Source organism: Streptosporangium sp. NPDC048886 (genome assembly GCF_055586905.1).
In genome coordinates, this window is sequence record NZ_JBVJHH010000001.1 from 245,958 (window position 1) to 271,464 (window position 25,507).

The 25,507-nt window shown below is 73.4% G+C and carries 20 protein-coding genes; 12 read left to right on the forward strand and 8 right to left on the reverse strand.

The genetic code is table 11. The features are described from left to right. Window positions 1-122 precede the first annotated feature (122 nt). Complete coding sequence (locus ACZ6R6_RS01090; protein ID WP_306856984.1) at window positions 123-485, forward strand: helix-turn-helix domain-containing protein; 363 nt, start codon at window positions 123-125, stop codon at window positions 483-485. Here the strand turns inward: ACZ6R6_RS01090 and ACZ6R6_RS01095 are convergent. The 3 genes from ACZ6R6_RS01095 to ACZ6R6_RS01105 are packed head-to-tail and all read right to left on the reverse strand — an operon-like array spanning window position 482 to window position 3,430. Further along, complete coding sequence (locus tag ACZ6R6_RS01095) at window positions 482-1,273, reverse strand: Fpg/Nei family DNA glycosylase (RefSeq protein ID WP_470089137.1); 792 nt, start codon at window positions 1,271-1,273, stop codon at window positions 482-484. The genes ACZ6R6_RS01090 and ACZ6R6_RS01095 overlap by 4 nt on opposite strands. 10 nt (window positions 1,274-1,283) lie before the next feature. Next, the gene (locus tag ACZ6R6_RS01100) at window positions 1,284-1,733 is read right to left on the reverse strand and encodes an RrF2 family transcriptional regulator (RefSeq protein ID WP_470089139.1); all 450 of its coding nucleotides are present in this window, start codon (window positions 1,731-1,733) and stop codon (window positions 1,284-1,286) included. A 20-nt stretch (window positions 1,734-1,753) separates the two neighbouring features. Further along, the gene (locus ACZ6R6_RS01105) at window positions 1,754-3,430 is read right to left on the reverse strand and encodes a condensation domain-containing protein (RefSeq protein WP_470089141.1); all 1,677 of its coding nucleotides are present in this window, start codon (window positions 3,428-3,430) and stop codon (window positions 1,754-1,756) included. A 307-nt stretch (window positions 3,431-3,737) separates the two neighbouring features. Between ACZ6R6_RS01105 and ACZ6R6_RS01110 the strand changes: the two genes are divergently transcribed. The 3 genes from ACZ6R6_RS01110 (at window position 3,738) to ACZ6R6_RS01120 (ending at window position 7,101) form a co-directional block, all read left to right on the forward strand. Further along, the gene (locus ACZ6R6_RS01110) at window positions 3,738-4,916 is read left to right on the forward strand and encodes an ROK family transcriptional regulator (protein WP_470089142.1); all 1,179 of its coding nucleotides are present in this window, start codon (window positions 3,738-3,740) and stop codon (window positions 4,914-4,916) included. A 122-nt stretch (window positions 4,917-5,038) separates the two neighbouring features. Further along, window positions 5,039-6,403, forward strand: coding sequence for a hypothetical protein (locus tag ACZ6R6_RS01115; protein ID WP_470089144.1), 1,365 nt, complete (start codon window positions 5,039-5,041; stop codon window positions 6,401-6,403). Next, complete coding sequence (locus ACZ6R6_RS01120; RefSeq protein ID WP_470089146.1) at window positions 6,400-7,101, forward strand: PIG-L deacetylase family protein; 702 nt, start codon at window positions 6,400-6,402, stop codon at window positions 7,099-7,101. The genes ACZ6R6_RS01115 and ACZ6R6_RS01120 overlap by 4 nt, the downstream gene beginning before the upstream one ends. Window positions 7,102-7,304: 203 nt before the next feature. Here ACZ6R6_RS01120 and ACZ6R6_RS01125 read toward each other — a convergent pair whose 3' ends face one another. Continuing rightward, window positions 7,305-8,819 carry a glycoside hydrolase family 3 N-terminal domain-containing protein gene (locus ACZ6R6_RS01125; RefSeq protein ID WP_470089147.1) on the reverse strand — a complete coding sequence of 505 codons (1,515 nt, stop codon included), beginning with the start codon at window positions 8,817-8,819 and terminating at the stop codon, window positions 7,305-7,307. A gap of 172 nt (window positions 8,820-8,991) precedes the next feature. On the opposite strand from ACZ6R6_RS01125, the gene ACZ6R6_RS01130 reads away from it, so the two are divergent. From ACZ6R6_RS01130 to ACZ6R6_RS01160, 7 genes are read left to right on the forward strand one after another with little or no spacing between them, the layout of a single operon-like run. Further along, window positions 8,992-10,122 carry a condensation domain-containing protein gene (locus ACZ6R6_RS01130; RefSeq protein WP_470089149.1) on the forward strand — a complete coding sequence of 377 codons (1,131 nt, stop codon included), beginning with the start codon at window positions 8,992-8,994 and terminating at the stop codon, window positions 10,120-10,122. Continuing rightward, window positions 10,119-10,409: a phosphopantetheine-binding protein gene (locus ACZ6R6_RS01135; RefSeq protein WP_470089151.1), complete on the forward strand. Its 291-nt coding sequence runs from the start codon at window positions 10,119-10,121 to the stop codon at window positions 10,407-10,409. Before ACZ6R6_RS01130 ends, ACZ6R6_RS01135 begins: the two co-directional genes overlap by 4 nt. Further along, on the forward strand, window positions 10,406-14,737 hold the full coding sequence (locus ACZ6R6_RS01140; protein WP_470089152.1) for a non-ribosomal peptide synthetase: 4,332 nt from the start codon (window positions 10,406-10,408) through the stop codon (window positions 14,735-14,737). The genes ACZ6R6_RS01135 and ACZ6R6_RS01140 overlap by 4 nt, the downstream gene beginning before the upstream one ends. Next, window positions 14,730-16,211 (forward strand): MFS transporter, encoded by a 1,482-nt coding sequence (locus ACZ6R6_RS01145; RefSeq protein WP_470089153.1) that lies wholly within the window; start codon window positions 14,730-14,732, stop codon window positions 16,209-16,211. The genes ACZ6R6_RS01140 and ACZ6R6_RS01145 overlap by 8 nt, the downstream gene beginning before the upstream one ends. Next, a complete protein-coding gene (locus ACZ6R6_RS01150; protein ID WP_470089154.1) occupies window positions 16,189-17,298 on the forward strand; it encodes a methyltransferase in 1,110 nt (369 codons plus the stop codon). The genes ACZ6R6_RS01145 and ACZ6R6_RS01150 overlap by 23 nt, the downstream gene beginning before the upstream one ends. Then, complete coding sequence (locus ACZ6R6_RS01155; RefSeq protein ID WP_470089155.1) at window positions 17,295-18,617, forward strand: FAD-dependent oxidoreductase; 1,323 nt, start codon at window positions 17,295-17,297, stop codon at window positions 18,615-18,617. The genes ACZ6R6_RS01150 and ACZ6R6_RS01155 overlap by 4 nt, the downstream gene beginning before the upstream one ends. Beyond that, the gene (locus tag ACZ6R6_RS01160) at window positions 18,611-19,285 is read left to right on the forward strand and encodes a DUF6875 domain-containing protein (RefSeq protein WP_470089156.1); all 675 of its coding nucleotides are present in this window, start codon (window positions 18,611-18,613) and stop codon (window positions 19,283-19,285) included. The genes ACZ6R6_RS01155 and ACZ6R6_RS01160 overlap by 7 nt, the downstream gene beginning before the upstream one ends. Window positions 19,286-19,357: 72 nt before the next feature. On the opposite strand, the gene ACZ6R6_RS01165 is transcribed toward ACZ6R6_RS01160, so the two are convergent. From ACZ6R6_RS01165 to ACZ6R6_RS01180, 4 genes are all read right to left on the reverse strand, one after another. Beyond that, window positions 19,358-20,812: a glycoside hydrolase family 3 protein gene (locus tag ACZ6R6_RS01165; protein WP_470089157.1), complete on the reverse strand. Its 1,455-nt coding sequence runs from the start codon at window positions 20,810-20,812 to the stop codon at window positions 19,358-19,360. Window positions 20,813-20,917: 105 nt separating this feature from the next. Further along, window positions 20,918-21,769, reverse strand: a complete 852-nt coding sequence (locus tag ACZ6R6_RS01170; protein ID WP_470089158.1) for a carbohydrate ABC transporter permease — start codon at window positions 21,767-21,769, stop codon at window positions 20,918-20,920. Further along, window positions 21,769-22,782 carry a carbohydrate ABC transporter permease gene (locus ACZ6R6_RS01175; RefSeq protein WP_470089159.1) on the reverse strand — a complete coding sequence of 338 codons (1,014 nt, stop codon included), beginning with the start codon at window positions 22,780-22,782 and terminating at the stop codon, window positions 21,769-21,771. The genes ACZ6R6_RS01170 and ACZ6R6_RS01175 overlap by 1 nt, the downstream gene beginning before the upstream one ends. Before the next feature lie 4 nt (window positions 22,783-22,786). Continuing rightward, window positions 22,787-24,118 carry an extracellular solute-binding protein gene (locus ACZ6R6_RS01180; protein ID WP_470089160.1) on the reverse strand — a complete coding sequence of 444 codons (1,332 nt, stop codon included), beginning with the start codon at window positions 24,116-24,118 and terminating at the stop codon, window positions 22,787-22,789. A gap of 222 nt (window positions 24,119-24,340) precedes the next feature. Between ACZ6R6_RS01180 and ACZ6R6_RS01185 the strand changes: the two genes are divergently transcribed. Further along, window positions 24,341-25,501 carry an ROK family protein gene (locus ACZ6R6_RS01185; protein ID WP_470089161.1) on the forward strand — a complete coding sequence of 387 codons (1,161 nt, stop codon included), beginning with the start codon at window positions 24,341-24,343 and terminating at the stop codon, window positions 25,499-25,501. Window positions 25,502-25,507: the final 6 nt, after the last annotated feature.

Here is a 25,507-nt window from a genome sequence, read left to right on the forward strand (position 1 = left end):
GTAAAGGTCAAGCGATGATGACGGCGAGGAGTATGTACCAAGGGTCGAGTTCGAAGAACGGGCGGCACGAACCGATCGCGCGGAGTGTTGTGCAGACGCCCGCGCCGGGGAGGGAGCGACAGATGGTCCTGCTGCGTCAGCTGCTCGGTGACGTGTTGCGGCGGCTGCGCGTGCGGCAGAGCCGCACGCTGCGTGAGGTGTCCACATTGGCCCGTGTCTCCCTTGGATACCTGTCCGAGGTGGAGCGCGGTCAGAAGGAGGCATCTTCTGAGCTACTCGCGTCAATCTGCGGTGCCCTCGGTGTGCCGCTTTCACAGGTGCTCCGTGAGGTTTCCGACCAGTTCGCGCTGGCCGAGCTCCAGCACGCCCCGGTGCTTGCCGGCGATGTCCCCGAACGGGAGCGTCTGCCGATCGCCGAGACCGTGCCCGGCGGCGCCCTTCCGGAATCCGTCTTCCCCGAGGTCAACGACATGGTCGCCGCTTAGCCGGTCGGTTCTCCCGGCTGGCAGTGACGACACCAGAAGACCAGCCGCTCGTGCGGCTGCGCCCCCATCTCCCCGCGACTGATCCGTTGTCCGCAGCGCAGACAAGGCCGTCCTGCCCTGCCGTATACCCAGCTGCCCCGTCCCGGGCGGAGGTCGCCCGTCGTCACGCGTTCAGGTCGCTCCCTGTTGGCGTGCATCAACCGCTGCGCGAGCGTCACCACTCTCCCGACATCCTCGACCGCCCCCACCGGCCGCCACGGCGAGACCCCCGCGAGGAACAACGTCTCGGCCCGATAGATGGTGCCGATCCCCGCCAGATTGCGCTGATCGAGCAGCGCCTCCCCGATGGCCGTCCCCGGTCTCTCCGACAGCCGCCGCACGGCCTCCGCCGGATCCCAGTCCGGCCCCAGCAGATCGGGCCCGAGATGCCCGACGAGCCGGCGCTCCTCATCGGTCGCCACCAGGTCGACCACGCCGAGCCGTACGCCCACCGCCTGCCATTCGGCGTTGGCGAGCACCAGCCGGACCACGTCGCCCGGGGGCGGGCGGCGGCCGGCGGGTGAGATCTGCCAGCTCCCGTCCATGCGCAGATGGGTGTGGACGGTCAGGCCGCCCTCGATCCGGGTGAGCAGGTGTTTGCCGCGCGAGAGGTTCTCCAGCACGGTCCGGCCGGTGAGGTCGGCCGTGGCGAGGCGCGGCACGCGGAAGTCGGAGCGGGTCAGGATCCGGCCGTCGAGTGCCCGGCCGAGCCGTCCGGCAGCGCGGTAGACGACGTCGCCCTCGGGCACGGGAGCCCGCTCAGTCCCAGGCGGAGGGGTCGGCGGCGAGCTGGCGGACCCGCTCGGGGAGCGCGCCGGTGGCCACGTTCTCGAGCGTGACCTCCTCAAGGATCGCCCGCTCGCTGGCCCGCAGCGCGATCCACACCTGCTGCAGGGACTCGGCGGGGCCGCGGTAGTCGACATGCTCGGGCCGCTCGCCCCGCACGTTGGCCAGCGGGCCGTCCACGGCGCGGATCACGTCGGCCAGGGTGATCTCGGTCGCCGGGCGGGCCAGCACGTAACCGCCCTCGGGGCCGCGCTGGCCGCGGACCAGGCCGGCCCGGCGCATCTGCAGGAGGATGTTCTCCAAATACTTGGGCGGCATGTCCTGCTCTTTGGCCAGCTCACCCACAGTGGTTGGTCCGTCGCCGGCGGCGGCGAGTTCGGCGGCGGCACGCAGGGCATAGTCGACACGAGCGGATAGACGCATGTAATCGATTATCCCGCTTGCTATTGACTGCTTATGCGCGCGGTCATGGAGGAACTGAGCCGGCGTCCGTCACCCTCGGTCACCACGGGCCCGTCCAGCCAGCTTTCTCCGGGGGCGGGCCGGTGGACGACGTAGTGGTGGGGTGTCATGGCGGAGGTGCGGCCCGGCAGCAGGGCGAGACAGGCGGCGTGGATCTCCTCCGGGGTCCCGGAGGTGACGTGGCAGGTCAGCCGTCCGTCGGCGCCGTAGGTCACGCGGTGTGGCCGTCCGCCGACGGCCTCGCCGACCAGCCGGTCGACCTCGGCCAGGCTCACCCAGCAGGAGTCGGCGTGGACCCATCCGGGGCCGTGCTCGACGGGCGTGACCCCGGAGACGGCCGGGATCTCCATGGTGGGGATCGTCCGCTCTCCCGCCTCGATCAGCAGTCTGACGAGTCCGGTCCCGAAACCCTCCGCCTCCTCGCGGGACATCACCTGCGGGTCGATCCAGAACGTCAGGTCCACCTCCTCCTCCAGCCGGTTGGCCCAGAGCGCGAGATGCGCGGGGAGCGAGGACTCGGGGAGCCAGCCGTGCTCGATGTCGGTGGCGGGCGGAGCCTCCCGGCCGGCCACGGTGACGCCGCTCATGTCGTTGAAGACGCAGTCGCGGGCGAAGTTCACCCCCCGCTGGGCGTTGACGGCCTCGATGACCTCCCAGAGCGCGGTGGAGTCGAACCGGCTGTGCTGGTATCCGGCCAGGGAGGCGGCGCGGAAGCGGCGGACCGCCTCGTCGAAGGTGGGGACGTCGAGGTCGGCGGCCATCAGCGCGTCCTGGGCCAGCGGCCCGACGTAGTCGCGCAGCCCGGGGCGGACCCGGTTGCTCGACAGCGAGGCGATCACGCAGGTCCGCTGCGCGCTGCGCAGGCCGATCAGCACGCCCAGCGCGGCGAGCGTCACCACCGAGCGGCTCGCCCCGGTGCGGCTCGCGACGGCGCCCAGCGCGCTGCCCGCCACGGCCGAACGGACCCTGAGCCGCGGGCGGATCGCGCCGGCGTCGGCTGCCTCGGAGACCGCGAACATGGCCTGCGGCGCCCGTCTGAGCTGGGCCTCCCAGTGCCGTAGCGCCGCCGTGCTGCGGCGCTGGGCGAGCGGGGTGGCCTCGGCGGCCGCCAGGTCGAGTGGCTGCGTCGGGCACGGGGCGGGCACGGTGTCGCCCCGGACCAGGCGCTCCCACTCGCGCATGACGGTGGCCAGGCCGATCGCGTCCACCGAGGTGTGGGGCAGGACGAAGACCACCCGGCGGGGCGCGTCCCGGTCGGTGATCACCGCGATCCGGATGGGGAGTTCGGCCTCCACGTCGAAGCGGGTGCCCTGCATCCGCAGGCCGACCTCCTCGGCGAGCCCGTCCAGGTCGTGCTCGGTGGCGTCCGCCCCGGCGCCGTGCACCTCGATGGGGCAGACACCCGAACCGGGCACGACCTGGACGCCGGCGTGGATGGTGGCCCGGAGGCTCTCGTGCCGGGAGAGCAGCCGGCCGACCGCCTCGGAGACGGTGGCGAAGGTCGTCTGCGCCGGGAGGCGCTTGGTGACGCGGAAGTTCATGTGCAGCGGCGGGTCGCGGAGCACGCAGCGCGCCATGTTGGCCTGCCCCATGGTGACGGGCCCGCTCCGGGTCGGTCGCCCCGCGTAGTCGGCGGCGATCCTGGTGATGGTGTCCATGTCGAGACCTGCCTCGCACACGCGGAAGGGCTTTTACTGAAAAGAACCTTTACCGTTTCCGGGAGTGTTCCACGCGGCGGGCGGGCATCGCAAGCCTCGATTTCCCGGCGCCTGCGGGGATCCGGGCGGAGAGCGCCTGCGGGGATCCGGGTGGGGGGCGGGGAGGGGGCGGCGCGGCGCGGGCACCCGGGGCCCCCGGGAGGTCCCTATGGGGCTAAACTGTCAGGAAGCTTTATTAATGAATAGAACCGCTATTCTTGGCTGAATGTAAAAGCGACGGGGAAACGGCGAACAAGAGAGCATGCATATGGAGCGACGTCCTGGCGTGCCCAGGCTATTGAGGGAGATCAACGACCGGGCCGCGCTGGAGCTGTTGCTTGACTCGGGACCGCTGACACGGGGCCAGATCGGGGAGCTCACCGGCCTTTCCAAGGTGACGGCGTCGCAGACACTCGCCCGCCTGGAGGAGCGCGGCCTGGTCGAGGTGGCGGGAGAGCAGGCCGGCGGGAGAGGGCCGAATGCGGCGCTTTATGGAATTATCCCGTCCTCTGCCTATGTCGCGGGACTGGACGTCGGCCCGGAATTCGTCACCACCGCCATCGCGGATATCCACGGTGAGATCGTCGCGGAGGTGACGGTCGCGCCGAACGGACACGACGATCCGGTCGCCCTGGTGCACAGCGCGGTCGTCAAGGCGTGCCGGTCGGCCAAGGTCGCGCTCTCCAAGCTGCGGGCGGTCGTCATCGGCACCCCGGGCGTGGTCGACCCCCGGACCGGCGACGTGCGCTTCTCCTTCGACCTGCCGGGCTGGCACGAGGGCATCCACGAGGCGCTCGCCCGTGACCTCCGTCGCGACATCAAGATCGAAAACGACGTGAACCTGGTCGCCGTCGCCGAGCGCACCCTGGGTGCGGCGCGCGGCGTCGACGACTTCGTGCTGCTCTGGGTGGGCCGCGGCATCGGCCTCGGCGTCGTGCTCGGCGGCCGGCTGCACCGCGGCCGGTCCGGCAGCGCGGGCGAGATCGGCTACCTCCCGGTGCCCGGCGTGCCGCTGGCCGCCGACGTGCGGGCGGTGCCCGGACGGCTGCCGTCGCTGGCGGGCGGTCTGCAGTCGCTGGTCAGCGCGGAGGCGGTGGCCGAGCTCGCCGCCACCCACGGTTTCGAGGGGGGCGGCGCCGCCGAGTGCGTGGCGGCGGCCGTCGAGGCGGGGGGGCGGGGAGAGCCCCTGCTGGATGAGATCGCCGGACGGCTGGCGCTGGGCGTGGCCTCGGTCTCGGTCGTGCTCGACCCCGGGCTCGTGGTGCTGGCCGGAGAGGTCAGCCAGGCGGGCGGAGGTGCGCTGACCTCCCGGATAGAGGAGGCGGTGGCCCGGATCTGCCCGGTCCGCCCGCAGGTGGTGGCCAGCGAGGTGGAGGGGAACCCGGTGCTGCGCGGCGCCGTCCTCGCCGCTCTGGAGCAGGCGCGGGAGGAGATCTTCGCGTCCTGAGAGCCCGATGAGACGGGCGATCCTTCTCGGTCCGCACCCGTTGCGGCGCCGGGAAGATCGTCTATGCTGGCGCGGAAATGTCATGGAAAAGACATCCTTCTGTGATCAGGGATCGGGGATCTATGGCAGTTGTCATCGCCGTTCTGCATGCCGAGGACGTCGCTCTCGAGTTCGTGTCCGTTCTGAGGCGCCACGCCGATCGGGACATCCGGGTGATCGTCGGGCAGTCGGGGGCCGGGGTGACCCTGCCGGCGGGGCTGTCCCCGCGGGAGCGGCTGCGGCTGCTGGCCCCCTTCGTCGAGCCCGGCGGCAACACCGCCGCGCTGCCGTCCCCGGAGGAGGTGGCCGGCTGGCTGGAGGGGCCGCCCGCCGAGGTCTGGACCCACTCGCCGGCCGACCACCGGATCCGCCGGGCCCGGTTCGGCTGGACCGTCTCCCGCGCCGTCCCCGGCCTGACCGTGACGTATTCGGTCGGGGACAACCCGTTCCTGCAGACGGTCCCCGGCGAGGTGGCCGCGCTCACCGGGGCCGAGGCCGACATCAAGATCGACTTCATCAACCGGCACGCCGGGGAGCTGCTGCGCAGCAGGGTGGCCGACCGGCTCGTCACCACCGACCGGGTCCCGGCGGTCGAGCGCTTCTTCGCCGCCGATGTGACGCAGGCCAACCGGCTGTACGCGCTGATCTCCAGCCTGGGCGACGACGCCGCGGTGGCCGACGACCCGTGGGAGTTCGGCCGGTCGGCGTACGAGGCCGACCGGCTCGACGCGACGGCGGCCTGGGTCGCCCGGTGGTGCTCGCCGGACGACGGGCCGATCGTGGAGGTGGGGGCCTGCGAGGGCGAGCTGACCCGGCGGCTGGCCGGCAAGGGCTACGCGGTCCACGCCACCGAGCCCAACGCCGGATTCCGGGCCCGGCTGGTCGGGCGGATGAGGACGGGCACGGGCTCCGGTACCGGGGTGGAGGCGGGCGCGGGCTCCGCTCCGGATACGGCGGGGCCGGTGGAGGCGGGCGCGGGTTCCGGTGCCGGTACGGCCGGATGGGTGGAGGTGGGCGCGGGCTCCGCTCCGGATACGGCGGGGCCGGTGGAGACGGGCGCGGGCTTCCCGGGTACGGCGGGGCCGGCGGGGGCTGCCTCCGGAGTGGCGGGGTGGCCCGGGGCGGAGGTGTCGCCGGACAGCCTGGAGGACCTGGCCGCCCGCCGGGACCGCCCGGCGGTGGCGTACCTGCTGATCGAGATGCTCTACTACGACCAGGACCTGGCGCTGCTCGACGCCCTGCCGACCGACCGCGTCCTCATCGCCCTGGAGAGCGGCCGGCTCAACGACCTGGTCTGGCCGTGGCTCCGCGGGCAGTCGGTCTGGCGGGTGGCCGAACGCCTCGAACTCGCCCCGCCGACGCTGGAGTCCGTCTGCGACGGCCTGGCCTACCTGCGTAAACGGGGCAGCCGCGGGCTCGTGCTGACCAGGGCCGGAGCCGCCGGGTGAGCCGGCGGACGGTCGTGGTCTCGCCGCACTTCGACGACGCGGCCCTGTCGGTGGCGGGAGTGCTCGCGCGGGACGGGGGGCCGGCGGTGATCGTCACGGCGCTGGGCGGGGTGCCGGGCGGGCAGGTCTCGGCATGGGACCGGCTGTGCGGGTTCGCCTCCGCCGAGGAGACGGCGCGGGAGCGGCGAGCGGAGGACGCCCGCGCGTGCGAGATCCTCGGGGTGGACCAGGTGGCGCTGGCCCATCCCGACGTCCCGGCGGCCGGGCTCCGGCTGCGGGAGCTGGAGGACTTCCTCGCCGCGCACGTCACGGCGGATACGCGGGTGCTGGTCCCGATGGGGATCGGCAACGCCGACCACGAGGCGGTCCGGGACCAGGCGCTTGAGGCGCTGTGGCAGGCCGGCGTCCAGGAGCCGTGGGTCTACGCCGACCTTCCGTACGCCGCCGCGGCGCGTGAGTGGGGCACCGCCTCGGCGGATCGGGCACTGGCCGCCACGCCGCCGGTCCGGGCCCTCGCGGAGCGGCACCGGATCCGCCCCGTGCTGCGGATCCGGCTGGAGGGGGCCGAGTGGACGGTCAAACGGCGCGCCGTGCTGGCCTACGCCTCCCAGCTCGCGCCGCTCGCCTGCGACTACGGGGAGTTCCTCGCCGTGCCCGGGCCGCTCCAGCACGAGCTGGTGTGGGCCGTCGAGAGGTGACCCGGCCGCTCCGGCGTAGGTCCGCGGGGGCCGCCGGGTGATCGGGCCGGCTCGGCGCGGTCCGGCGGGAGCTCCGTGGAGCGGTGGCCGGGCCCACTGGCCCGCGGGGTCCGTCGAGAGGTGACCCGGCCGCTCCGGCGCGGGGCCGCGGGGACCCCGGCGGGCGGCCGGGCCCCTGCGGGGACTCCGGCGGGGTGGCCGGGTCAGTGTGTGGCCGCGGGGACCCCGGCGGGCCGGCCGGCCAGGAGTTCGGCCGCCGCCTGGCCGCACGCGCTCGTCGCGCCGTAGGTGGTGATGTGCGTGCCGCCGGGCGTCGCGGGGCCCGGCAGGCCCATCTCCACCACGACCGCGTCGGGCCGCCGGGACAGCAGCGCGTCGAGCCGGGCCGAGACCCAGGCGTGCCGGTGGGCGTCCCGGACCACGACCACCAGCGGGCGTCCGCCGGTCAGCGGCGGGTCCGGGTCCTCGGCGCCGAGCCGTACGGCGCTCGTCCCGGGGAGCAGCGCGGCCAGCGGGGCGGCGACGCCCCAGGGGGTGGCCCGGTCGATGGCGATGTTCGTCTCCGACACGAACTCGATCACCTGCGGCGCCGAGGTCAGCGGCAGGCCCTCGCCGTGGACCCGGAGGGCGCGCCGGGCCGCCGCGAGACCGGCCGGCGCCGGCGCCGGCCGGCCCGTCGCCCAGGAGGCCCGGCGCTGCCCGGCCGACCAGGCCGCCAGGCGGCGCACCCGGGCGGCGGCCTCGGCCAGGCGCTCCTCGGGGAGGGTGCCGTCGATCACGGCGTTCATGATGGCGTTGCGCATGAACCCGACCACGCCGGCGCCCTTGCGCTCGCCGCCCACGCAGACGGCGTCGGCCCCGGCGGCCAGGGCGCGGACGGCCGCGCCGGTCACGCCGTACCGCTCGGCGACCGAGGGCATCTCCACACCGTCGGTCACGATCAGGCCGTCGAAGCCGAGCTCCTCGCGCAGCAGCCCGACGAGGAGGCGGCTGCTCATCGTGGCGGGGGCGGTGGGGTCGTAGGCGGGGACGAGCAGGTGGCCGGTCATCACGGCCTGGACGCCGGCCTCGATGGCGGCCCGGTACGGCGGGAGCGTCGTGGCGGCGAGCTCCTCGGCGGAGTAGGACACGGTCGGCAGGTCGTTGTGGGAGTCCACGGCGGTGGCCCCGTGGCCGGGGAAGTGCTTGGCGCAGGCGGCCACCCCGGCCGACTGCAGGCCGGTGACCCAGGCGCGGGCGTGCCGGGCCACCAGCCAGGGGTCGGAGCCGAACGCGCGGGTGCCGACGACGGGGTTGTCCAGGTCGGAGTTGACGTCGACCACGGGGGCGTAGTTCAGGGTGATGCCGGCCTCGGCCATGTCGTGGCCGATCCCGCGGGCGACCTCCTCGGTCAGCTCGGCGTCGTCCACCGCGCCGAGCGCGAGGTTGCCCGGCCGGGAGCTGCCGGTGAGCGCCTCCAGCCGGGTGACGTCGCCCGCCTCCTCGTCGGTGGCGATCACCACGTCCGGGTTCTCCGCCCGCAGGGCCGCGGTCAGCGCTCTGACCTGCGCGCCGTCCACGATGTTCCGGGAGTAGAGCGCGACCCCGCCGAGCCCCTCGGCCAGGCGCCTGCGCAGCCAGTCGGGCACCTCCACTCCCACGAACCCGGGTTGCAGGACGGTGTCGGCAAGCCCGGCCAGCTCGGGGCTCATACCCGCCGGCCCGCCGCGAACGATCATCAAATGCCTCCAGCTCGGTTCATCACGAGTCGCTTGTTTCAGACGTACCACATGTGTACCATTCGGGTTGCGTAAATAGACAGGAAACTTTCCTAATAAATGTCTGTCCGGGGTGACCCATGCCCCCCGTCACCTGCCCGAAGAGAAGTCACCCACGAGGGAGACGGACAGGATGTCGCACGCCTCTTTCGACCTGCGGGGGATCCCGCTGGTGCTCCACCTGAACGGCCCCCTGGACGTCCCGGCGCTCCTCGGCGCGTGCGCCGCCGTCGCCGCGCGGCATCCGGTCCTCGGCCCGGTCCGGGTCGCCCGGGCCGAGGCGTCCGCCCGGCGCTGTCCGGAGGTCGTCGCCGCCGAGGTCACCCGCCCGTTCGACCTGGACCAGGGCCCGCTCGCCCGGTTCACGCTGGTCACGCTGGGACGCCGGAGCAGCAGGCTGATCTTCACGGCGCACGGCCGGGTGTTCGACGGCGGCTCCAAGGACCTCCTGCTCCACGACCTGGCCGACGCCTACTTCTCGCGGGCCGCGCTGCCCCCGCTGGCCGTGCCGTACGGCGAGCGGCCTCCGGTCGACGGCGCCGAGGCGTTCTGGGCCGAGCGCGGCCACCGGCCCGCCGGGCTCGTCCTGCCCGGCCTGCGCGCCGGCCCCGGCGGCACCGGCACCGGCCCCGGCGAGATCGTCGAGATGGTGCTCGGCGGAGCGGAGTTCGCGGCCTTCGCCGCCGCCGCCACCGCCCTCGGCGCGACCAGGTTCGAACTGCTCGTGGCCGCGCTGGGCATGCTGCTGCGCCGCTACGGCGCCACCGGCTCGCCGCTCGCCCTCGACCTCGGCACCCGGACCGGCCAGACGCGGCACCACATCGGGAACTTCGTCGCGCGGGTGCCGTTCGTCCCGCATCCGGGGCCCGGCGAGGACCTCCCCGCCCACCTGCGCGCGGTCCGGGCCGAGCTGCGCGAGCTGTACCGCTTCCGGCACGCGCCACCGCCGGCGACCTCCGCCCCCGTGCTGCTCAGCTACCGCAGGAGGGCGCCCGCACCGAGCTTCCCCGGCCTCGGCACCGGCGTGGAGTGGACGGTCTTCAACGGCGCCGCCCGCCGCACGCTGCACGTCCAGGCCGTGGACGGCGACCTGAGCCTCACCCTCGGCCTCCGCTTCGACCCCACGGTGATCGGCCACGACGACGTGGCCCGCGTCGCGGGATACCTGCGCGCCCTGCTGCGCGCCATCGCCGGCGAGCCGTACGCGAAGGTCGCGGACCTTCCGGCGCCGCCTCACCACGAATCCGACGAGGAGCTCCAGTGACCGACCTGTCCCCTCCGGCCCCGGACCCCGTGCTCGACAGCCCGGAGCGGGAGGACCCCGTGATCACCCAGGTGCGCGAGATCTGGCAGGAGATCCTCCGGCTCGACGACATCGACCTGGAGGAGGACCTCTACGACCTCGGCGGCCACTCGCTGACCATCACCCAGATCATCGCCAGGACCCGGCGCAGGCTGGGCGTGGAGGTCTCCCTCGACGTCTTCTTCGACAACCCCACCATCGCCGGCCTGGCCGAGGAGGTCACGCGGCTGCGAGGGGGGCTCGCGTGAGCGCGCTCTCCTACGCCCAGGAGCGGCTGTGGTTCCTGGACCGGCTCACCCCCGGGGACGGGACCTACAACATGGTCGTCTGCGAGCGGCTCATCGGGCCGCTCGACCCCGGCGCGCTGGCCCGGGCGCTGAGCGAGATCGTCGCCAGGCACGAGTCGCTGCGGACCGTCTTCCCCGAGGCCGGCGGCGCCCCCGCCGCGGTGGTCCTGGACCCGGCCCCGGTGGAGATCGAACGGCTCGACCTGACCGGCGGGGACGGGGACCACCCCGCCGGGACGGCCGGGGAGCGGCTGCGGGAGCTGCTCGCCGAACGGAGCAACCGGCCCTTCGACCTGGCCGAGGGGCCCCTGTTCCGGGCCGCCCTGCTGCGCACCGGACCCGGCGAGCACGTCTTCCTGCTGGTCGTGCACCACATCGCCGGGGACGCCTGGTCGATCGAACAGGTGCTGTTCGCCGAGCTGGCCGCGCTGTACGCGGCCTTCACCGCCGGGCTGCCGTCGCCGCTGCCGCCCCCCGCCCTGCAGTACCGCGACTACGCGCGCCTGCAGCGCGAGCGGCCGGCCGAGCTCGACGGCCTGCTCCGGGAGCTCGACGGGGTGCCGGTGCTGGAGCTGCCCACCGACCGGCCGCGCCCCGCCGTGCGGACCACCGGCGGAGACCTGTCCGTCCACCGGATCCCGCTGGAGCTGTGGCAGGAGGTCACCGCGCTGGCCAGGGCCGAGCGGTGCACGCCGTTCATGACCCTCCTGGCCGCCTACCAGGCGCTGCTGTCCCGCTACACCGGGCAGGAGGACTTCTGCGTCGGCACCCCCGTCGCGGGCCGTGACCACGAGGAGTACGAGTCGGTCTTCGGCATCTTCATCAACACCCTCGCCCTGCGCGCGGACCTGGCGGGCGACCCCACCTTCCGCGAGACGCTCAAGCGGGTGCGGCGGCGCGCCTTCACCGTGTACGGCCACGCCGCGGTGCCGTTCGAGCGGGTGGTGGGCGAGCTGCGGCTCGACCGGGATCCGGCCAGGACCCCGCTGTTCCAGACGATGCTCATGCTGGGCAACCCCGACGGCGGGACGCTCACCCTCGACGGCCTGCGCACCGAGCCGGTGCTGTCGGGCCTGACCGGCGCCAAGTTCGACCTCGCCCTGGAGGTGATCGTCTACCCCACCCACGTCCAGCTCATGTTCACCTACAGCACCGACCTGTTCGACCGGTCCACGGTGGAGCGGATGGGCGCCCACTTCGAGACGTTGCTGCGGTCGGTCGTCGCCGATCCGGGCCGTCGCCTGTCGGAGCTGGAGATCCTGCCCGCCGGCGAGCTCGCCGCCGTCCTCGGCGAGCCCCCCGAGGAGCTCGCCTGGGAGGCCGGGGCGCTGCTGCTCGACCACCTGATCGCCCGGCAGGCCGCCCGGACCCCCCACGCCCCCGCCGTCATCGTCCCCGGTACGGCCGGCGGTCCCGGCGGCACGGTCCTCACCTACGGCGGACTCGACCGGGCCGCCACCGCCGTCGCCGACCGGCTCCGCCTGCTGCTGGCCCGGACGGCGCCGTCCGGGCCGGCCGGCCAGGGCGCGCGGGTCGCGCTGGCGCTGGCCGCCGGGCCCGAGGCCGTCGTGGCGCTGCTGGGCATCCTGAAGGCGGGCGCCGCCTACGTGCCGCTGGACCCGGCGCAGCCCGCCGAGCGGCTGGCCCACCTGCTGGCGGACTCCGGCGCGGCGGTGGCGATCGCGGAGCAGGCCGGGTTCGCCGGGTTCACCGGGCCGATCGTGACCCGGGCCGACCTCGCCTTCTGGACGACGGAGCGGGCGGCGGTCCCGGAGCCGGACGTCAGGCATCCCGACCAGGCCGCCTACGTGATCTACACCTCCGGATCCACCGGACGGCCCAAAGGCGTGGTCGTCGGCCATCGCACGCTCTCCCACCTGGCCAGGTCGTTCCGGGACCTGCACGGGTTCGGGCCGGGGGAGCGGGTCCTCATGGTCCCGCCGCTCAGCTTCGACGCCTCGGCCGGAGACGTCTTCCCCGCGCTGATCAGCGGCGCGGCGCTGGTGCTGCACCCGGACCCCGCCTCGCTCACCGGGCCCGCGCTCGTCGACCTGTGCGCCGAGCACTCGATCACCATGGTCGACACCGCCTCGGCGCTGTGGCAGCAGTGGGTCGAGCACCTGGAGGAGGCCGGTGACGGCGGAGCGCGGGCCGGCGGCGCGGGGTTCCCGCTCACCACGATGATGGTCGGCGGCGAGGGCGTCCCGCTGGAGCGCCTGCGGGCCTGGGCCGGGCTGACCGGCGGCCGGGTCGCCTTCCACAACCACTACGGCCCCACCGAGGCGACCGTCTGCGCCACCGCCTACCGGACGGTCGACGGGGCGGAGCTGGGCGCGGCCACGCACCTGCCGATCGGGACCGCGCTGCCGCACACCCGCGTCTACGTGCTCGACCGGCACGGCAACCCGGCCCCGATCGGCGTGCCGGGCGAGGTGCACATCGGCGGCGAGTGCCTGGCCCACGGCTATCTCGGCCGCCCGGGCCTGACCGCCGGACGCTTCCTGCCCGACCCCTTCTCGCCCCGCCCGGGGGCCAGAATGTACGCCACCGGCGACCTGGCCAGGGTCCGGCCCGGCGGGAACCTGGAGTTCCTCGGCCGGACCGACCGGCAGGTGAAGGTCAACGGCAACCGGATCGAGCCGGGCGAGGTCGAGGCGGCCTGCCTGGCCCATCCCGGCGTCCGCGAGGCCGTGGTCGTCGCCGGGGCCCGGCGGCTGGTCGCCTACCTGGTGGGCGAGCCGCTCACCACGGCGGCCCTGCGGGCCTTCCTCGCCGACCGGCTCCCCGGCTACATGATCCCCGGCGCCGCCGTCATGCTCGCGGCCCTGCCCCTCACCTCGCACGGGAAGATCGACTTCCGAGCCCTGCCGGAGCCGGACCGGGACGGCGACGCCCCGCCGTACGAGCCGCCGAGGGAGGGCACCGAGCGGGCGCTCGCGGCGGTCTGGGCCGAGGTGCTCAAGGTCGAGCCGGGCCGCCGGGACAACTTCTTCGACCTGGGCGGCCACTCGCTGCTGGCGCCGCGGATCGTCTCCGGGATCGCCGCCGGGCTGGGGGTCACGGTCCCGATGACCGCGCTGTTCGCCACCGCGGACCTAGCCGAGCTGGCCGCCGTCGTGGACGGCCGGCCGGACGAGGCGGTGGACCTGCGCGCCGAGGCGGTCCTGCCCGGCGACATCGCCCGCACCGGCGCGCCGGTCCCGGACGGGCCGCCGGGACGGGTGCTGCTCACCGGCGCCTCCGGGTTCCTCGGCGCCTACCTCCTGGCCGGTCTGCTGCGCGCCACCGAGGCCGAGATCCACTGCCTGGTCAGGGGCGACGATCCGGCCGGGCGGCTGCGCGGCAACCTTGAACGCCACGGCCTCTGGGAGGACCGCTTCGCCGGCCGGATCGTCCCGGAGCGCGGCGACCTCGGCGCCCCCGGGCTCGGCCTGCCGCCCGGACGCTCCGCCGAGCTGGCCGACTCGGCCGACCTCATCGTGCACAACGGCGCCCTGGTCAACTTCGCCCTGCCCTACCGGCGGCTGCGGGCGGCCAACGTGGACGGCGTCCTGGAGATCCTGCGCCTGGCGGCGCGCGGCCGGATCACCACCCCGGTCCACCTGGTCTCGACGCTCGGCGTCCACCTGACCCCGGGCGAGCGCACGGTCAGGGAGGGCGACCCGCTGCCCGACCCGGACCTGCTCCACCTCGGCTACGACCAGAGCAAATGGGTGGCCGACCGGCTGGCCAGCGCCGCCCGGCGGACCGGGCTCCCGATCGCGATCCACCGGCCCGCCCGCGTCTCCGCCGACAGCCGCACCGGCCGGTCCGCGCCCGGCGACTTCCTCGGCAGACTCTTCGCCACCTGCGCGCTCCTGGGCTCGGTGCCCGACGGGGAACGGCTCGACATGGCACCGGTCGACCACGTCGCCGCGGCGATCGTGCACCTGGCCCGGAGCCGCGCCACCGGGGACTTCCACTACTACAATCCGCGCGTCCTGGACTCGGCGGAGCTGGCCGAGGGCCTGCGCGAGCGGGGTTTCCCGGTGCGGCTCGTGCCCGGCGGGCGGTGGCGTCGGCTGGTCCGCGACCGGCTGGCGGTCGGGGACGACCTGCCGATCGCCCTCTACCCGGCGTTCGTCGCCGACCACGAGGGGCCCGGCGGGCCGTCCTTCGACTGTTCGGCCACCGAGGAGACGCTCGCCGGGGCGGGGCTCGTCTGCCCGCCCGCCGACGGCGCCCTGCTCGGCCGGTATCTCGACCACTACATCGGCGCCGGAGTCCTCGCGGGGGCCCGCCGTGCGTGATGGGATCCGCCGGTTCGTAGTGATCTGGGCGGCGCAGCTCCTGTCCATCATCGGGTCGAGCCTGACCGGGTTCGTGCTGGGCGTCTGGGTCTACCAGAAGAACGGCTCGGCCACCGAGTTCGTGCTGATCATGCTCTGCGCGGTCCTGCCCGAGGTGCTGCTGTCGCCGGTGGCCGGGGCGGCGGCCGACCGGTGGGACCGCCGGCGGCTGCTGATGGCGGCCGACGCCGGGGCCGCCGCGGTGACCGGGGTGCTGGCGGTGCTGCTGGCCTCCGGCGCGCTGGAGGTCTGGCACGTCTACGCGATCACGGTGGCCGGTTCGGTCTTCGGCACCTTCCACATGGCCGCCTACCACTCGATGATGCCGCTGATCATGCCGCAGCGGCACCTCGGCCGGGCCAACGGTCTGATGCAGGTGGCCGACTCGGTCAAGATCGCCGCCCCGCTGCTGGCGGGGACGCTGCTGGTGACGGTCGGGGTCACCGGCGTGGTCGTGGTCGACCTGGCGACGTTCCTGGTCACCCGGGTGGTCATGTTCGCCGTACGGCTGCCGCCGGAGGTCACCCGGCCGGGCGCCGCCACCCCGCCCGAGCCGCTCCGCCGGGACCTACTCCACGGCTGGCGGCACCTGCGGGCCAGGCCCGGACTGTTCCAGCTCGTCATGGTGCTGGCGGCCTACAACCTGTTCTTCGGGATGTCCGGGGTGCTGGTCCAGCCGCTGATCCTGTCGTTCGGGTCGCCCGCGGTGCTGGGCGCGCTGATGTTCGCCGGCGGCGCGGGCGTCTTCGCCGGGGGGCTCGTGCTGAGCGCCTGGGGCGGACCCCGGCGCCGGATGCGCGGCATCGCGGTGTCGGTGGCCCTCGGCGGGGTGCTGCTGACCCTGCACAGCCTCGCCCCGTCGCCGTGGTTGATCGCGGTGGTGGCGCCGGCGTTCCTGTTCACGCTCCCGTTCGTGCAGGGCGTCGGGATGACCGTGCTGCAGCTCAAGACGGACCCGGCGGCGCTGGGCCGCGTCCTCAGCACGGCCCGCACGCTCACCCAGGCCGCCACCGTCCTGACCTACCTGGCCGCCGGCCCCCTCGCCGACCACGTCCTCGAACCGATGATGGCCCCCGACGGGGCGCTCGCCGGCACCCTCGGCAGCGTGATCGGCACCGGCACCGGCCGGGGTCTGGCGGCCGTCTTCCTCCTCACCGGGCTGGGCCTGCTCCTGCTCGCCCCGCTCGCCTACCTCCGGCCCCGGTTCCGCAACGTGGAGTCCGAGCTCCCCGACGCCGAGGACGTGCACCCGCCGGAGCCCGTCCCCGCCGAGACCGATCCCGCACGTTCACCGCCGGACGACGACGCCGCCACCGCCCGCCCCCCGGGGCCGGACGGGGGCGCGGGTCCGGAGGCCGAGACCGAGCACCCCGACGTCGCGCAAGGCGTTCACATCGCGCAAGGAGACAGCGATGCCGTTGTATCTCGACCCTGACGAACTCCGTGACCAGGCACCCGGGCCACATCTCGATCTGATCGGGACGATGGCGTTCCGGGCGGCCGGCGCCGCCCAGCGGCTGGGGGTCTTCGAGGCGCTCCTGGACGGGCCGCTGCCCGTGACCGAGCTGGCGGCCGGGACGGGCACGGACGCCGGCGCCCTGCCCGTCCTGCTGGACGCGCTCGTCTCCTTCGGCTACCTCGACCGGCTGCCCGACCGGCGCTACGCCGCCAGCCCGATGGCGGCCGCGCTGGACCGGCGGAGCCCGTGGAGCTACGCCCCGGCGCTGGCCTTCTGGCAGGACCTGCTGGGCGAGCTCTGGGACGGGCTGGAGGAGACCGTCCGCACCGGCCGGCCCCAGGCCGACTTCTACGGATGGCTGGAGAGCCGGCCGCAGACGCTGCGCGAGTTCCAGGCCATGCTGGACGGGATGGCCACCGGGCTCGCGCCGCTGGTCGCCGCGGCCGCGCCCGACCCGGGGGAGCGGCTGCTCGACGTCGGCGGCGGCCACGCCCGCTACAGCATCGCCTTCTGCCAGGCCCATCCCCGGCTCACCGCGACGATCGTGGACCTGCCGGAGGCGCTGCGGGGCGGCCGGGCCAGGATCGAGCGGGCCGGGCTGGGCGGTCGCGTCACGGCGGTCCCGGGCGACGTGGCCGGGGCCGACCTCGGCGCCGGGCACGACACGGCGCTGCTGTTCAACCTCTGCCACGGCTTCGACGGGCCGGGCAACCGCGCGCTGCTGGCGCGGGTCGCCGCCGCGCTGCGTCCCGGCGGCACGGTGCTGGTCCTGGAGTCCTTCGCGGATCTGCCCGAGGGCACGCCACCGGTGGCCGAGGCGTTCACCCGGGCCTTCAGCCTCAACCTCGCCGTCACCCAGGGCGGCCGGATCTACTCCTTCGACGAGGTCGCCGGATGGCTGGCCGAGGCCGGGTTCGGCCGGATCGAGCGGCACGCGATCGACGGCCCCAGCGAACTGCTCGTCGCCCGCCTGCCCGGGGCGGAGCGGACCCCGGACTCAGGGGCGGAGCGGGCCCTGCGGTCCGGGGCGGACGCGGCCCGGACCCGTGGGGAGGACGGATGAGGCGCCGGATCGTTATCGTCGGGGCCGGCCCGGCGGGGACGCTGCTGGCCTGTCACCTCGCCGGGCGCGGCTTCCAGGTGGACGTCTACGAGCGGCGGGCCGATCCCCGCCTGCTCGACGAGGACGAGAGCAGGTCGATCAACCTCGGCCTGTCCGCCCGGGGGATCAAGGCGCTCGACGGCATCGGGCTGATGGAGACGTTGTGGCCGCTCACCGTGCCGATGCGGGGCCGGGCCATCCACCTGCCCGGCGGTGGGGCGCCGTTCCAGCCCTACGGCGCGCACGAGGGGGAGATCCTCCACTCGGTGCTGCGCCGAGACCTGATCACCACGCTGATCGACCACGCCGAGACCCTGCCCGGGGTGAGCTTCCACTTCCGGCACCGGCTGGTCGGCCTCGACCGCGAGGCGGCGGTCGTCCGTCTCACCGAGGAGGACACCGGGGCCGCGCTCACCGTCCCCGGCACCGCGGTGATCGGCGCGGACGGCGCGTTCTCGCAGGTCCGCGCCCATATGCAGCAGGGGCTCAGGGTGGACCACCACCAGGAGTTCCTGGAGTGGGGGTACAAGGAGCTGACGATCCCCGCCGCCGACGACGGGTCGGCCAGGGCCAGGCTGGAGGCCCTGCACGTATGGCCCGGCCAGGACGCCCTCATCGTGGCCCACCCCAACCGGGACAACTCCCTCACCGGCACGCTCTTCCTGCCGGCCGGACGGTTCGCGGAGATCGCCGACCCGGAGGCGTTCTTCCGGGAGCGCTTCCCCGACGCGATCGAGCTCATGCCTCATCTGGCCAAGGAGTACGCCGAGCATCCCGTCGGGCATCTGGTGTCGATCCGCACCTCGCTCTGGCACTACCGGGACAGGGTCGCCCTCATCGGCGACGCCTGTCACGCGGTCTACCCCTTCTACGGCCAGGGCATGAACGCGGCGCTGGAGGACTGCACGGTCCTCGACCGCTGCGTCGGCGCCCACCCCGATGACCTCGGCAGGGCCTTCGCCGAGTACCAGCGCCTGCGCAAGCCGCACACCGACGTGCTGGACGAGCTGTCCAGGCAGAACTTCGTGGAGCTGCGCGAGCGGCTCCGCTCCCCGCTCCACCTCGCGCGCAAGAAGGCGGACCTGCTGCTCGCCCGGCTGCTGCCCGGCCGCTGGGTCCCGCTCTACACGATGATCTCGCACACGACCATCCCGTACGCGGACGCCCTCACCCGCGCCCGGCGCCAGGACGCGATCCTGCGCTGGGCCGGGACCGCGGCGGGCGCCGCGGCGCTGGCCGCCGTACGGCGGAGCACCCGGAAGGGCGGAGCACGATGCTGACCGATCCCGCGGACCCCACCCGCCTGCTGGTCGAGACCTCCGACCTGGACGGCGGCCACGAGCTGGTCAGGCGGTACGGCGCGGCCCTCGGGGAGATCGTCGCCTGGGCGCGGGAGTATCTGTGCCGTCCCCACGGCGACCTCGGCAGGAAGGGGCCGGTCTGCCCGTACGCCCAGACGTCGCTGGAGCGGGGCACCTTCTACCTGGGCGTCCATCCCGGAACGCCGGACGGCGCCGAGGCGGCCGAGGCGCTCGACGGCTACCGGGACTGGTTCCTCCGGCTGGTCTCGCCGCCCGGGGTGTCCCCGCAGTACCGGACCATCCTGGTGCTCTTCCCCGACCTGCCCGAGGCCGGGGCGGCCGAGGTGATCGACGCCGCCCAGGAGACGCTCAAGTCGCGTTACGTCTCCGAGGGGCTGATGATCGGGGAGTTCTACCCCGGCCCGCCGCCCAAGGCCGGGCTCTGGAACCCCGGGTTCCGGCCGCTGGGCAGCCCGGTCCCGCTGCTGGCGGTCCGGCACATGGTCGCCACCGACTTCCCGTTCCTGCGCGAGGACCCCGCACACCTGGCCGCCTACCTGGAGCGGTTCGGCCACCGCCCGCCCGCCGCGCTCAGGGAGGAGATCCAGGCGGCCGCCCGCCACCACGGCCTGCTGGCCGCGACCTGACCGCGCAACAGTACGGCCCGCGCCCGGGGGGGTCCTCCCGGGTGCGGGCCGTACCGGCATGTGACCGGAGGGTCAGACGCCGAGCAGCTCGGCGGCGGCCTGGGCGTTGGCGCGGGCGGCGCCGTACGTGGCGAGATAGGTGACGCCCTCGGGCCGCCAGATCGGCAGGCCCATCTCGACCACCGTGGCGTCGGGGCGGGCGCTCAGCAGCGCGGAGACCACCGACTTGCTGGACTCGTAGCGGTGGGCGTCCTTGACCACGACGACCAGGGAGCGGCCGATGGCACGCTCCAGGATGCCCGGGACGTCCGCGGCCTCGGGCTTGACCCGGAGGATCTCCGCCTGCGGCAGCAGGGGCGCGAACCCCCACGGGACGTCGCCGACGGCGATGGTCGGCGGGGTGTCCACCTCCACCACCAGCGGGTCGACCAGTGGGGACGCCGAGCCGGTGAGGCTGACCGCGCGGCGGGCGGCGGCCAGGCCGATCAGGTTCTCCTCCACCTGAGCCGCGCGGGGCATGCCGAACCAGGCGCGCAGGCGCTCCACCCGCTCGGCCGCCGCCTCCAGCCGGGCCCGCGGCAGCCGGCCGTCCCCGACCGCGGCGACGATCTCGGCGATGATCCGGTGGACGTCCTCCTCGGTCGGCTGCGGGCCGAGGCAGAGCAGGTCGGCCCCGGCGGCCAGGGAGAGCACCGAGCCGCCGGCCAGGCCGTAGGCGTCGGTGACGGCCTTCATGTCGAGGGCGTCGGAGACGATCACGCCGTCGTAGCCCAGCTCACCGCGGAGCAGGCCGGTCAGGGCGGCGGTCGACAGCGTGGCCGGGGCGGTGCCGGTCAGGGCCGGGACGCGGACGTGCGCGGTCATGATGGACCTGGTCCCGGCGTCGATCGCGGCGCGGAAGGGCACGAGCTCGCGCTCCCGCAGCAGTTCGAGGGAGGCATCGACGAGCGGGACCTCCAGGTGGGAGTCCTGGCGGGTGGCGCCGTGGCCGGGGAAGTGCTTGACGCAGGCGGCCACGCCGGCCGCCTGGAGGCCGTGGACCGCGGCGACGGTGTGCCGGGCGACCAGCGCGGTGTCCGGCCCGAACGAGCGGGTGCCGATCACCGGGTTGTCGTCGGCGGTGTTCACGTCGGCGGACGGCGCCATGTCGAGGTTGACGCCGCACCGGGCCAGGTCGTCGCCGATGGAGCGGTAGACGCGCCGGGTCAGCTCGACGTCGTCGACGGCGCCGAGGGCGGCGTTGCCGGGGTAGGGGCTGCCCACGTGGTAGTCGAGGCGGGTGACGTCGCCGCCCTCCTCGTCCAGTGAGATGACCGGGTCGCCGGTCTCGCGCAGGCGGGCGGTCAGCCCGGACAGCTGGGCGGGGTCCGCGACGTTGAAACCGAAGAGGGTGACGCCGCCGAGACCGTTCTGCAGGTCCCGGAGCACCCATTCAGGGGCGGTGGTGCCCTGGAAGGCGACGAGCAACGTGCCGGCCGCGAGACGACGCAGCCCCTGATCGCTGGAGTCCGCGATGAGCTCAGACATGGCGCTACCTGATTCCTTACCTGAGGTTAGGGGGTGTCGAATATGAGACAGGGCTGGTACGGCTCGCGCCTTGTGGGTGCGGAGCCGTACCAGCCCCAGGAGGGGTTAGCCCTTGACGGCGCCCGAGACGAGGCCGGTGACCATCCGTCGCTGCACCAGGAGGAAGAAGACGACGACGGGGATCGTCATCATCGTGGAGCCGGCCATGATGGCGCCCCAGTCGGTGCCCCGCTGCCCGAAGAAGAACTGCAGCGCGACGGGCATCGTGTAGCCCGAGGAGTCCGACATCAGGATGAGCGCGAAGATCAGCTCGTTCCAGGCGGTGATGAACGAGAAGATGCTCGTCGCCACCAGGCCGGGGGCCACCAGCGGGAACAGGACCTTCCAGAAGGTCGTGAACCGGCTGGCGCCGTCGATCCAGGCGGCCTCCTCCAGGGACTTGGGCACCGCGGCGACGAACGTGCGCAGCATCCAGATGCCGAAGGGGAGGGTCAGGCCGACGTTGATGACGATCAGGCCCAGCAGCTGGTCGTAGAGGCCGAGCCGCTTGACGTTGAGGAAGAGCGGGATGAGCAGGGCCTCGGCCGGGATCATCTGGACGATGAGCAGCAGGACCAGGAAGCCGGCGCGGCCCCTGAACCTGAAGCGGGCGATGGCGGTGGCCGCCAGCAGCGCGAAGACGGCGCCGATGAGCACGGTCCCCAGGGCCACGATCGCGCTGTTGCGCATGTAGAGCCAGATGGAGTTGCCGGCCACGCCCTCGGTGAGGATCCGGTCCAGGTGTTCGAGGGTGAACTCCGTGGGGAACGGGATGAAGTCCGTCGTGAAGATCTGGTCGTTGGTCTTGAAGGAGGTCGAGACCATCCAGTAGACGGGGAAGACCGCGAATATGAAGACCAGGACGCCGGCGGTGTTGAGCGCGGCCTTCGTGAGGCGCTTGCGTGCGATCGGAGTCATCACATCTCCTCCGTCTTCACGATCTGCCGGACGTAGACGGCGGTGACGACCAGCAGCAGCAGGGTGAGGACCACCGCGATCGCCGCACCGGTGCCCATCTTCGGCGGGCTGCGGAAGGCCTCGGCGAAGGAGAACATGGACAGGTTGAACGCCTCACGGTTGGTCGGACCGTTCATCAGCACGTAGAGCTGGCTGAAGACCTTGAAGTTCCAGATGATGGACAGGATCGTCAGCACCGAGAACACCGGCTTGAGCAGCGGCAGGGTGATCTTCCTGAAGGTCCGCCAGGGGCCGGAGCCGTCGACCCTGGCCGCTTCATAGAGCTCGGTGGGGATGCCCTTGAGACCGGCCAGCACCGACACCGCGATGAACGGGAACGAGGCCCAGACCACGCAGACGATCAGCACGAGGTAGATGGTGACCGCGTCGTTGAGCCAGGGCTCGCCGGTCCAGTCGGACCGCCCGAACAGCAGGCTGGACAGCCAGTCCGGGAGCAGGTTGAGCACCCAGTTGATCATTCCGGCGTCGGCGTCGAAGAGCCAGCGCCAGATGACGCCCTGGGCGACCGGCGGTACCGCCCAGGCGGACATGATGCCGACGACCACGAACGTGGACATCTTCTTGCCGAGTTTGTTGAGCAGCGTGCCCACCGCGGTCCCGAGGACCAGCGTCAGGGTCACCGTGATGGCGGCGAACACGACGGTGTTGCGGAGCGAGGACCAGAAGATCTCGTTGTCCAGGACCTTGGTGTAGTTGTCCCAGCCCACCCAGTCGGCCGGCTTCTTGCCGTTGATCTGGGGGATGCCCACCTTCTGGAACGAGATGACGATCATCTGGAACAGCGGGTAGAGCAGCAGTCCGGCGATCACCACGAGGCCGGGTACGAGCAGGACGTACGGGATGACCCACGGAGGGAGCCCGCTGGCCTTGGCGGGGCGCTGCGGGCTGTGACGGCGCCGCCCCGGGGCGGGGGGGTTGCCCCCGCCCCGGGCGATCGTAGACGTGTTCGTCATGTGACTACTGGTTCAGGATCTCTTCGATTTCCCCGTTGGCCTTGCTGAGCGCCTCGTCAGCGGTGGCCTTGCCCTCGATGACGGAGCGCGCGGCGTTCTGCAGCACGGCCTTGGTCTCGTTGGCCTCGGTCCAGTTGGAGTCGGCCGGGAAGGCCTTGGCCTTGGCGAAGGCCGCCGCGAACGGGGCCAGCGCCGGGTCCGAGCTCAGCTTCGCCAGCGCCTCGGGGTAGATCGGCAGCAGGCCGCCCTCGGTGGCGTAACGGCCCGCCCACTCCTTGTTGGTGGCCATCTTCAGATATTCGGCCGCGAGTTCCTTGTTCTTGGCGCTGTCCCAGATGGCGATGTCGTTGCCGCCGAAGAAGGACGGGGCCTCGCCGCCGGACTTGGCCGGCAGCGGGAAGAAGGCCAGCTTGTCGGCCTTCAGCTTGCCCTTGCTGTCCACCTCGATGCCGGGCAGGTCCCAGCCGGCGGTCAGGTACATGCCGACCTTGTTGTTGGCGAAGCGCTTGCGGATGTCCACAGTGTTCTGGGTGAGACGCGACTTACCGGACAGGCCGTCGGTGACCAGGCCCGTGTAGGTGGCGAAGCCGGCCTTGAACTTGGGGTCGGTCACCTTGCCGACCCACTTGTCGCCCTCCTTGAGGGCGTACTCGCCGCCCTCGGACCAGGCGAACGCGCCGAGCAGGTGGTTGGCGTCGGAGCCGCCGTTGAAGGCGAAGCCGTCGACGTCCTTGCCCTTCTCCGCCTGGATCTTCTTGGCCGCGGCGACCAGCTCGTCCCAGGTCTTGGGGACCTCGATGTCGAGCTCCTTGAACCAGTCCTTGCGGTAGAGCACCGCGCGGGAGCCGGCGCCCCAGGGCAGGGCGTAGACCTCGTTGTCGATGGTCTCCAGGCCGAGCAGGTTCTTCGGGATCTCGGCCTGGTCGCCGGCCTCGGCCAGCGGGGTGACCGGGGCGAGGGCCTCCTGGCTCTGCCAGAGCGGTACCTGGTCGTTGCCGATCTCGGTGACGTCCGGGCCGGCGCCGCCCGCGGCGGCGGCGGTGAACTTGTCGTTCACCTGGGGCCACGGGATCCACTCAAGCTTGATCTTGGCGCCGGACTCCTTCTCGAAGGCCGCGTTCAGGTCGTCCATGTATTTCTGGGCGGCCGGGTTGCTGTCACCGAGACGCCACACGGTCAGGGTCTGGCCGGCGTACTTCGGGCCGGAGGCCGCGGTGGAGGCGCCGGCCTGCGGGTCGGCGCTCTTGGCGGGCTCGCTGGCGGAGCCACACGCGGCGAGGCCCAGGGCCAGGGCGGCGGTGGTAGCAGTCGTAACCGCGATCTTCGTGATTTTCACTTCGGGGTTCTCCCTTCCCGGCTTCGCGTCGGGGTCGCGCTTCGGGTGCCGGCGCGGTCCCCATGCCCCGCCACACCTGGTCGAAGGCGCCTCCTCACGGTCGGCGCTCTGACATCCCGCAGCCTGCTGTCACTCTTGCCTGCGGGCTGACTACGGTTAAACTAACAAGAAACTTTCTTAAAAGAAACGATCGTTAGCGGATCGTGACGGGGGGAGCAGATCTTGTCCAGACGCCCGGGGACGCCCCGGCTGCTGCGCCAGCTCAATGACCGCGCGGCGCTGGAGCTCCTGCTGTCCAGCGGCCCGCTCACCCGGGCTGAGCTGGGAGAACACACGGGTCTCTCCAAGGTGACGGCGGGCCAGCTGCTGGCCAGGCTGGAGGACCGCGACCTCGTCGCCGTGGTCGGCGAGCAGGCCGGCGGGCGCGGGCCCAACGCCGCCCTGTACGGCGTCGTGCCCTCGTGCGCCTACGTCGTGGGACTCGACGTGCTGCCGGACCGGATCAGCGCCGGGGTGGCCGACATCACCGGCGAGACCGTCGCCGAGATCTCGGTGGACCCCAACGGCCACGACGACCCGGTCCGGCTCGTGCACGGCGCCGTGGAGAAGGCGTGCGCGTCGGCGGGCATCCCGATGACCGGCCTGCGCGCCTTCGTGATCGGCACCCGGGGCGTCGTCGACCCCCGGACCGGCGACGTCCGCTTCTCCTTCGACCTGCCCTCCTGGCACGAGGGCGTGCTCGCCGGGCTCCGCCACGACCTCAACGTCCCCGTGACGATCGAGAACGACGTGAACCTGGCCGCGCTGGCCGAGCGCTGCCACGGCGCGGCGCAGGACATGGACGACTTCGTGCTCGTGTGGGCGGGAGTCGGCCAGGGACTGGGAGTCATGCTCGGCGGGCGCCTGCACCGCGGCTTCACCGGCGGCGCGGGGGAGATCGGCTGGCTCCCGGTCCCCGGGGAGCCGCTCCCCACCGACGTGGGCGAACCCCAGTCCGGCTCGTTCCAGCGCCTGGTCGGCGGCGACGCCGTGGCCGGCCTGGCGGGCGCGCACGGCGTCGCCGGCGACTCACCCGGCGACCACGTCCGTATGGCCGTCGCCGGCGGATCGGACGGCTTCCTCGACGAGCTGGCCGGGCGGCTCGCGGTCGGCGTGGCGGCGGTGGCCGTGGTCCTGGACCCCGCGCTGATCGTGCTCGGCGGCGACGTCGGCCGGGCCGGCGGGAGCGCGCTCGCGGCCAGGGTCGAGGAGGCCGTGGCCAGGGTCTGCCCCAGCCAGCCGAGGGTCGTGACGACGCGGGTCCAGGGCAACCCGGTGCTGCGCGGCGCCCTGGTCTCGGCCCTGGAGCAGGCCCGCGAACAGGTATTCTCGCAAACGGTGTGAGAATTA

Excerpts from the sequence above, each read along its gene's own strand:
- ACZ6R6_RS01100 (WP_470089139.1), bottom strand. The coding sequence starts at position 1,733 with ATGCGTCTATCCGCTCGTGTCGACTATGCCCTGCGTGCCGCCGCCGAA.
- ACZ6R6_RS01105 (WP_470089141.1), bottom strand. The coding sequence starts at position 3,430 with ATGGACACCATCACCAGGATCGCCGCCGACTACGCGGGGCGACCGACC.
- ACZ6R6_RS01125 (WP_470089147.1), bottom strand. The coding sequence starts at position 8,819 with ATGATCGTTCGCGGCGGGCCGGCGGGTATGAGCCCCGAGCTGGCCGGG.
- ACZ6R6_RS01170 (WP_470089158.1), bottom strand. The coding sequence starts at position 21,769 with ATGACTCCGATCGCACGCAAGCGCCTCACGAAGGCCGCGCTCAACACC.
- ACZ6R6_RS01155 (WP_470089155.1), top strand. The coding sequence starts at position 17,295 with ATGAGGCGCCGGATCGTTATCGTCGGGGCCGGCCCGGCGGGGACGCTG.
- ACZ6R6_RS01110 (WP_470089142.1), top strand. The coding sequence starts at position 3,738 with ATGGAGCGACGTCCTGGCGTGCCCAGGCTATTGAGGGAGATCAACGAC.
- ACZ6R6_RS01090 (WP_306856984.1), top strand. The coding sequence starts at position 123 with ATGGTCCTGCTGCGTCAGCTGCTCGGTGACGTGTTGCGGCGGCTGCGC.
- ACZ6R6_RS01150 (WP_470089154.1), top strand. The coding sequence starts at position 16,189 with ATGCCGTTGTATCTCGACCCTGACGAACTCCGTGACCAGGCACCCGGG.
- ACZ6R6_RS01130 (WP_470089149.1), top strand. The coding sequence starts at position 8,992 with ATGTCGCACGCCTCTTTCGACCTGCGGGGGATCCCGCTGGTGCTCCAC.
- ACZ6R6_RS01160 (WP_470089156.1), top strand. The coding sequence starts at position 18,611 with ATGCTGACCGATCCCGCGGACCCCACCCGCCTGCTGGTCGAGACCTCC.
- ACZ6R6_RS01165 (WP_470089157.1), bottom strand. The coding sequence starts at position 20,812 with ATGTCTGAGCTCATCGCGGACTCCAGCGATCAGGGGCTGCGTCGTCTC.
- ACZ6R6_RS01115 (WP_470089144.1), top strand. The coding sequence starts at position 5,039 with ATGGCAGTTGTCATCGCCGTTCTGCATGCCGAGGACGTCGCTCTCGAG.
- ACZ6R6_RS01175 (WP_470089159.1), bottom strand. The coding sequence starts at position 22,782 with ATGACGAACACGTCTACGATCGCCCGGGGCGGGGGCAACCCCCCCGCC.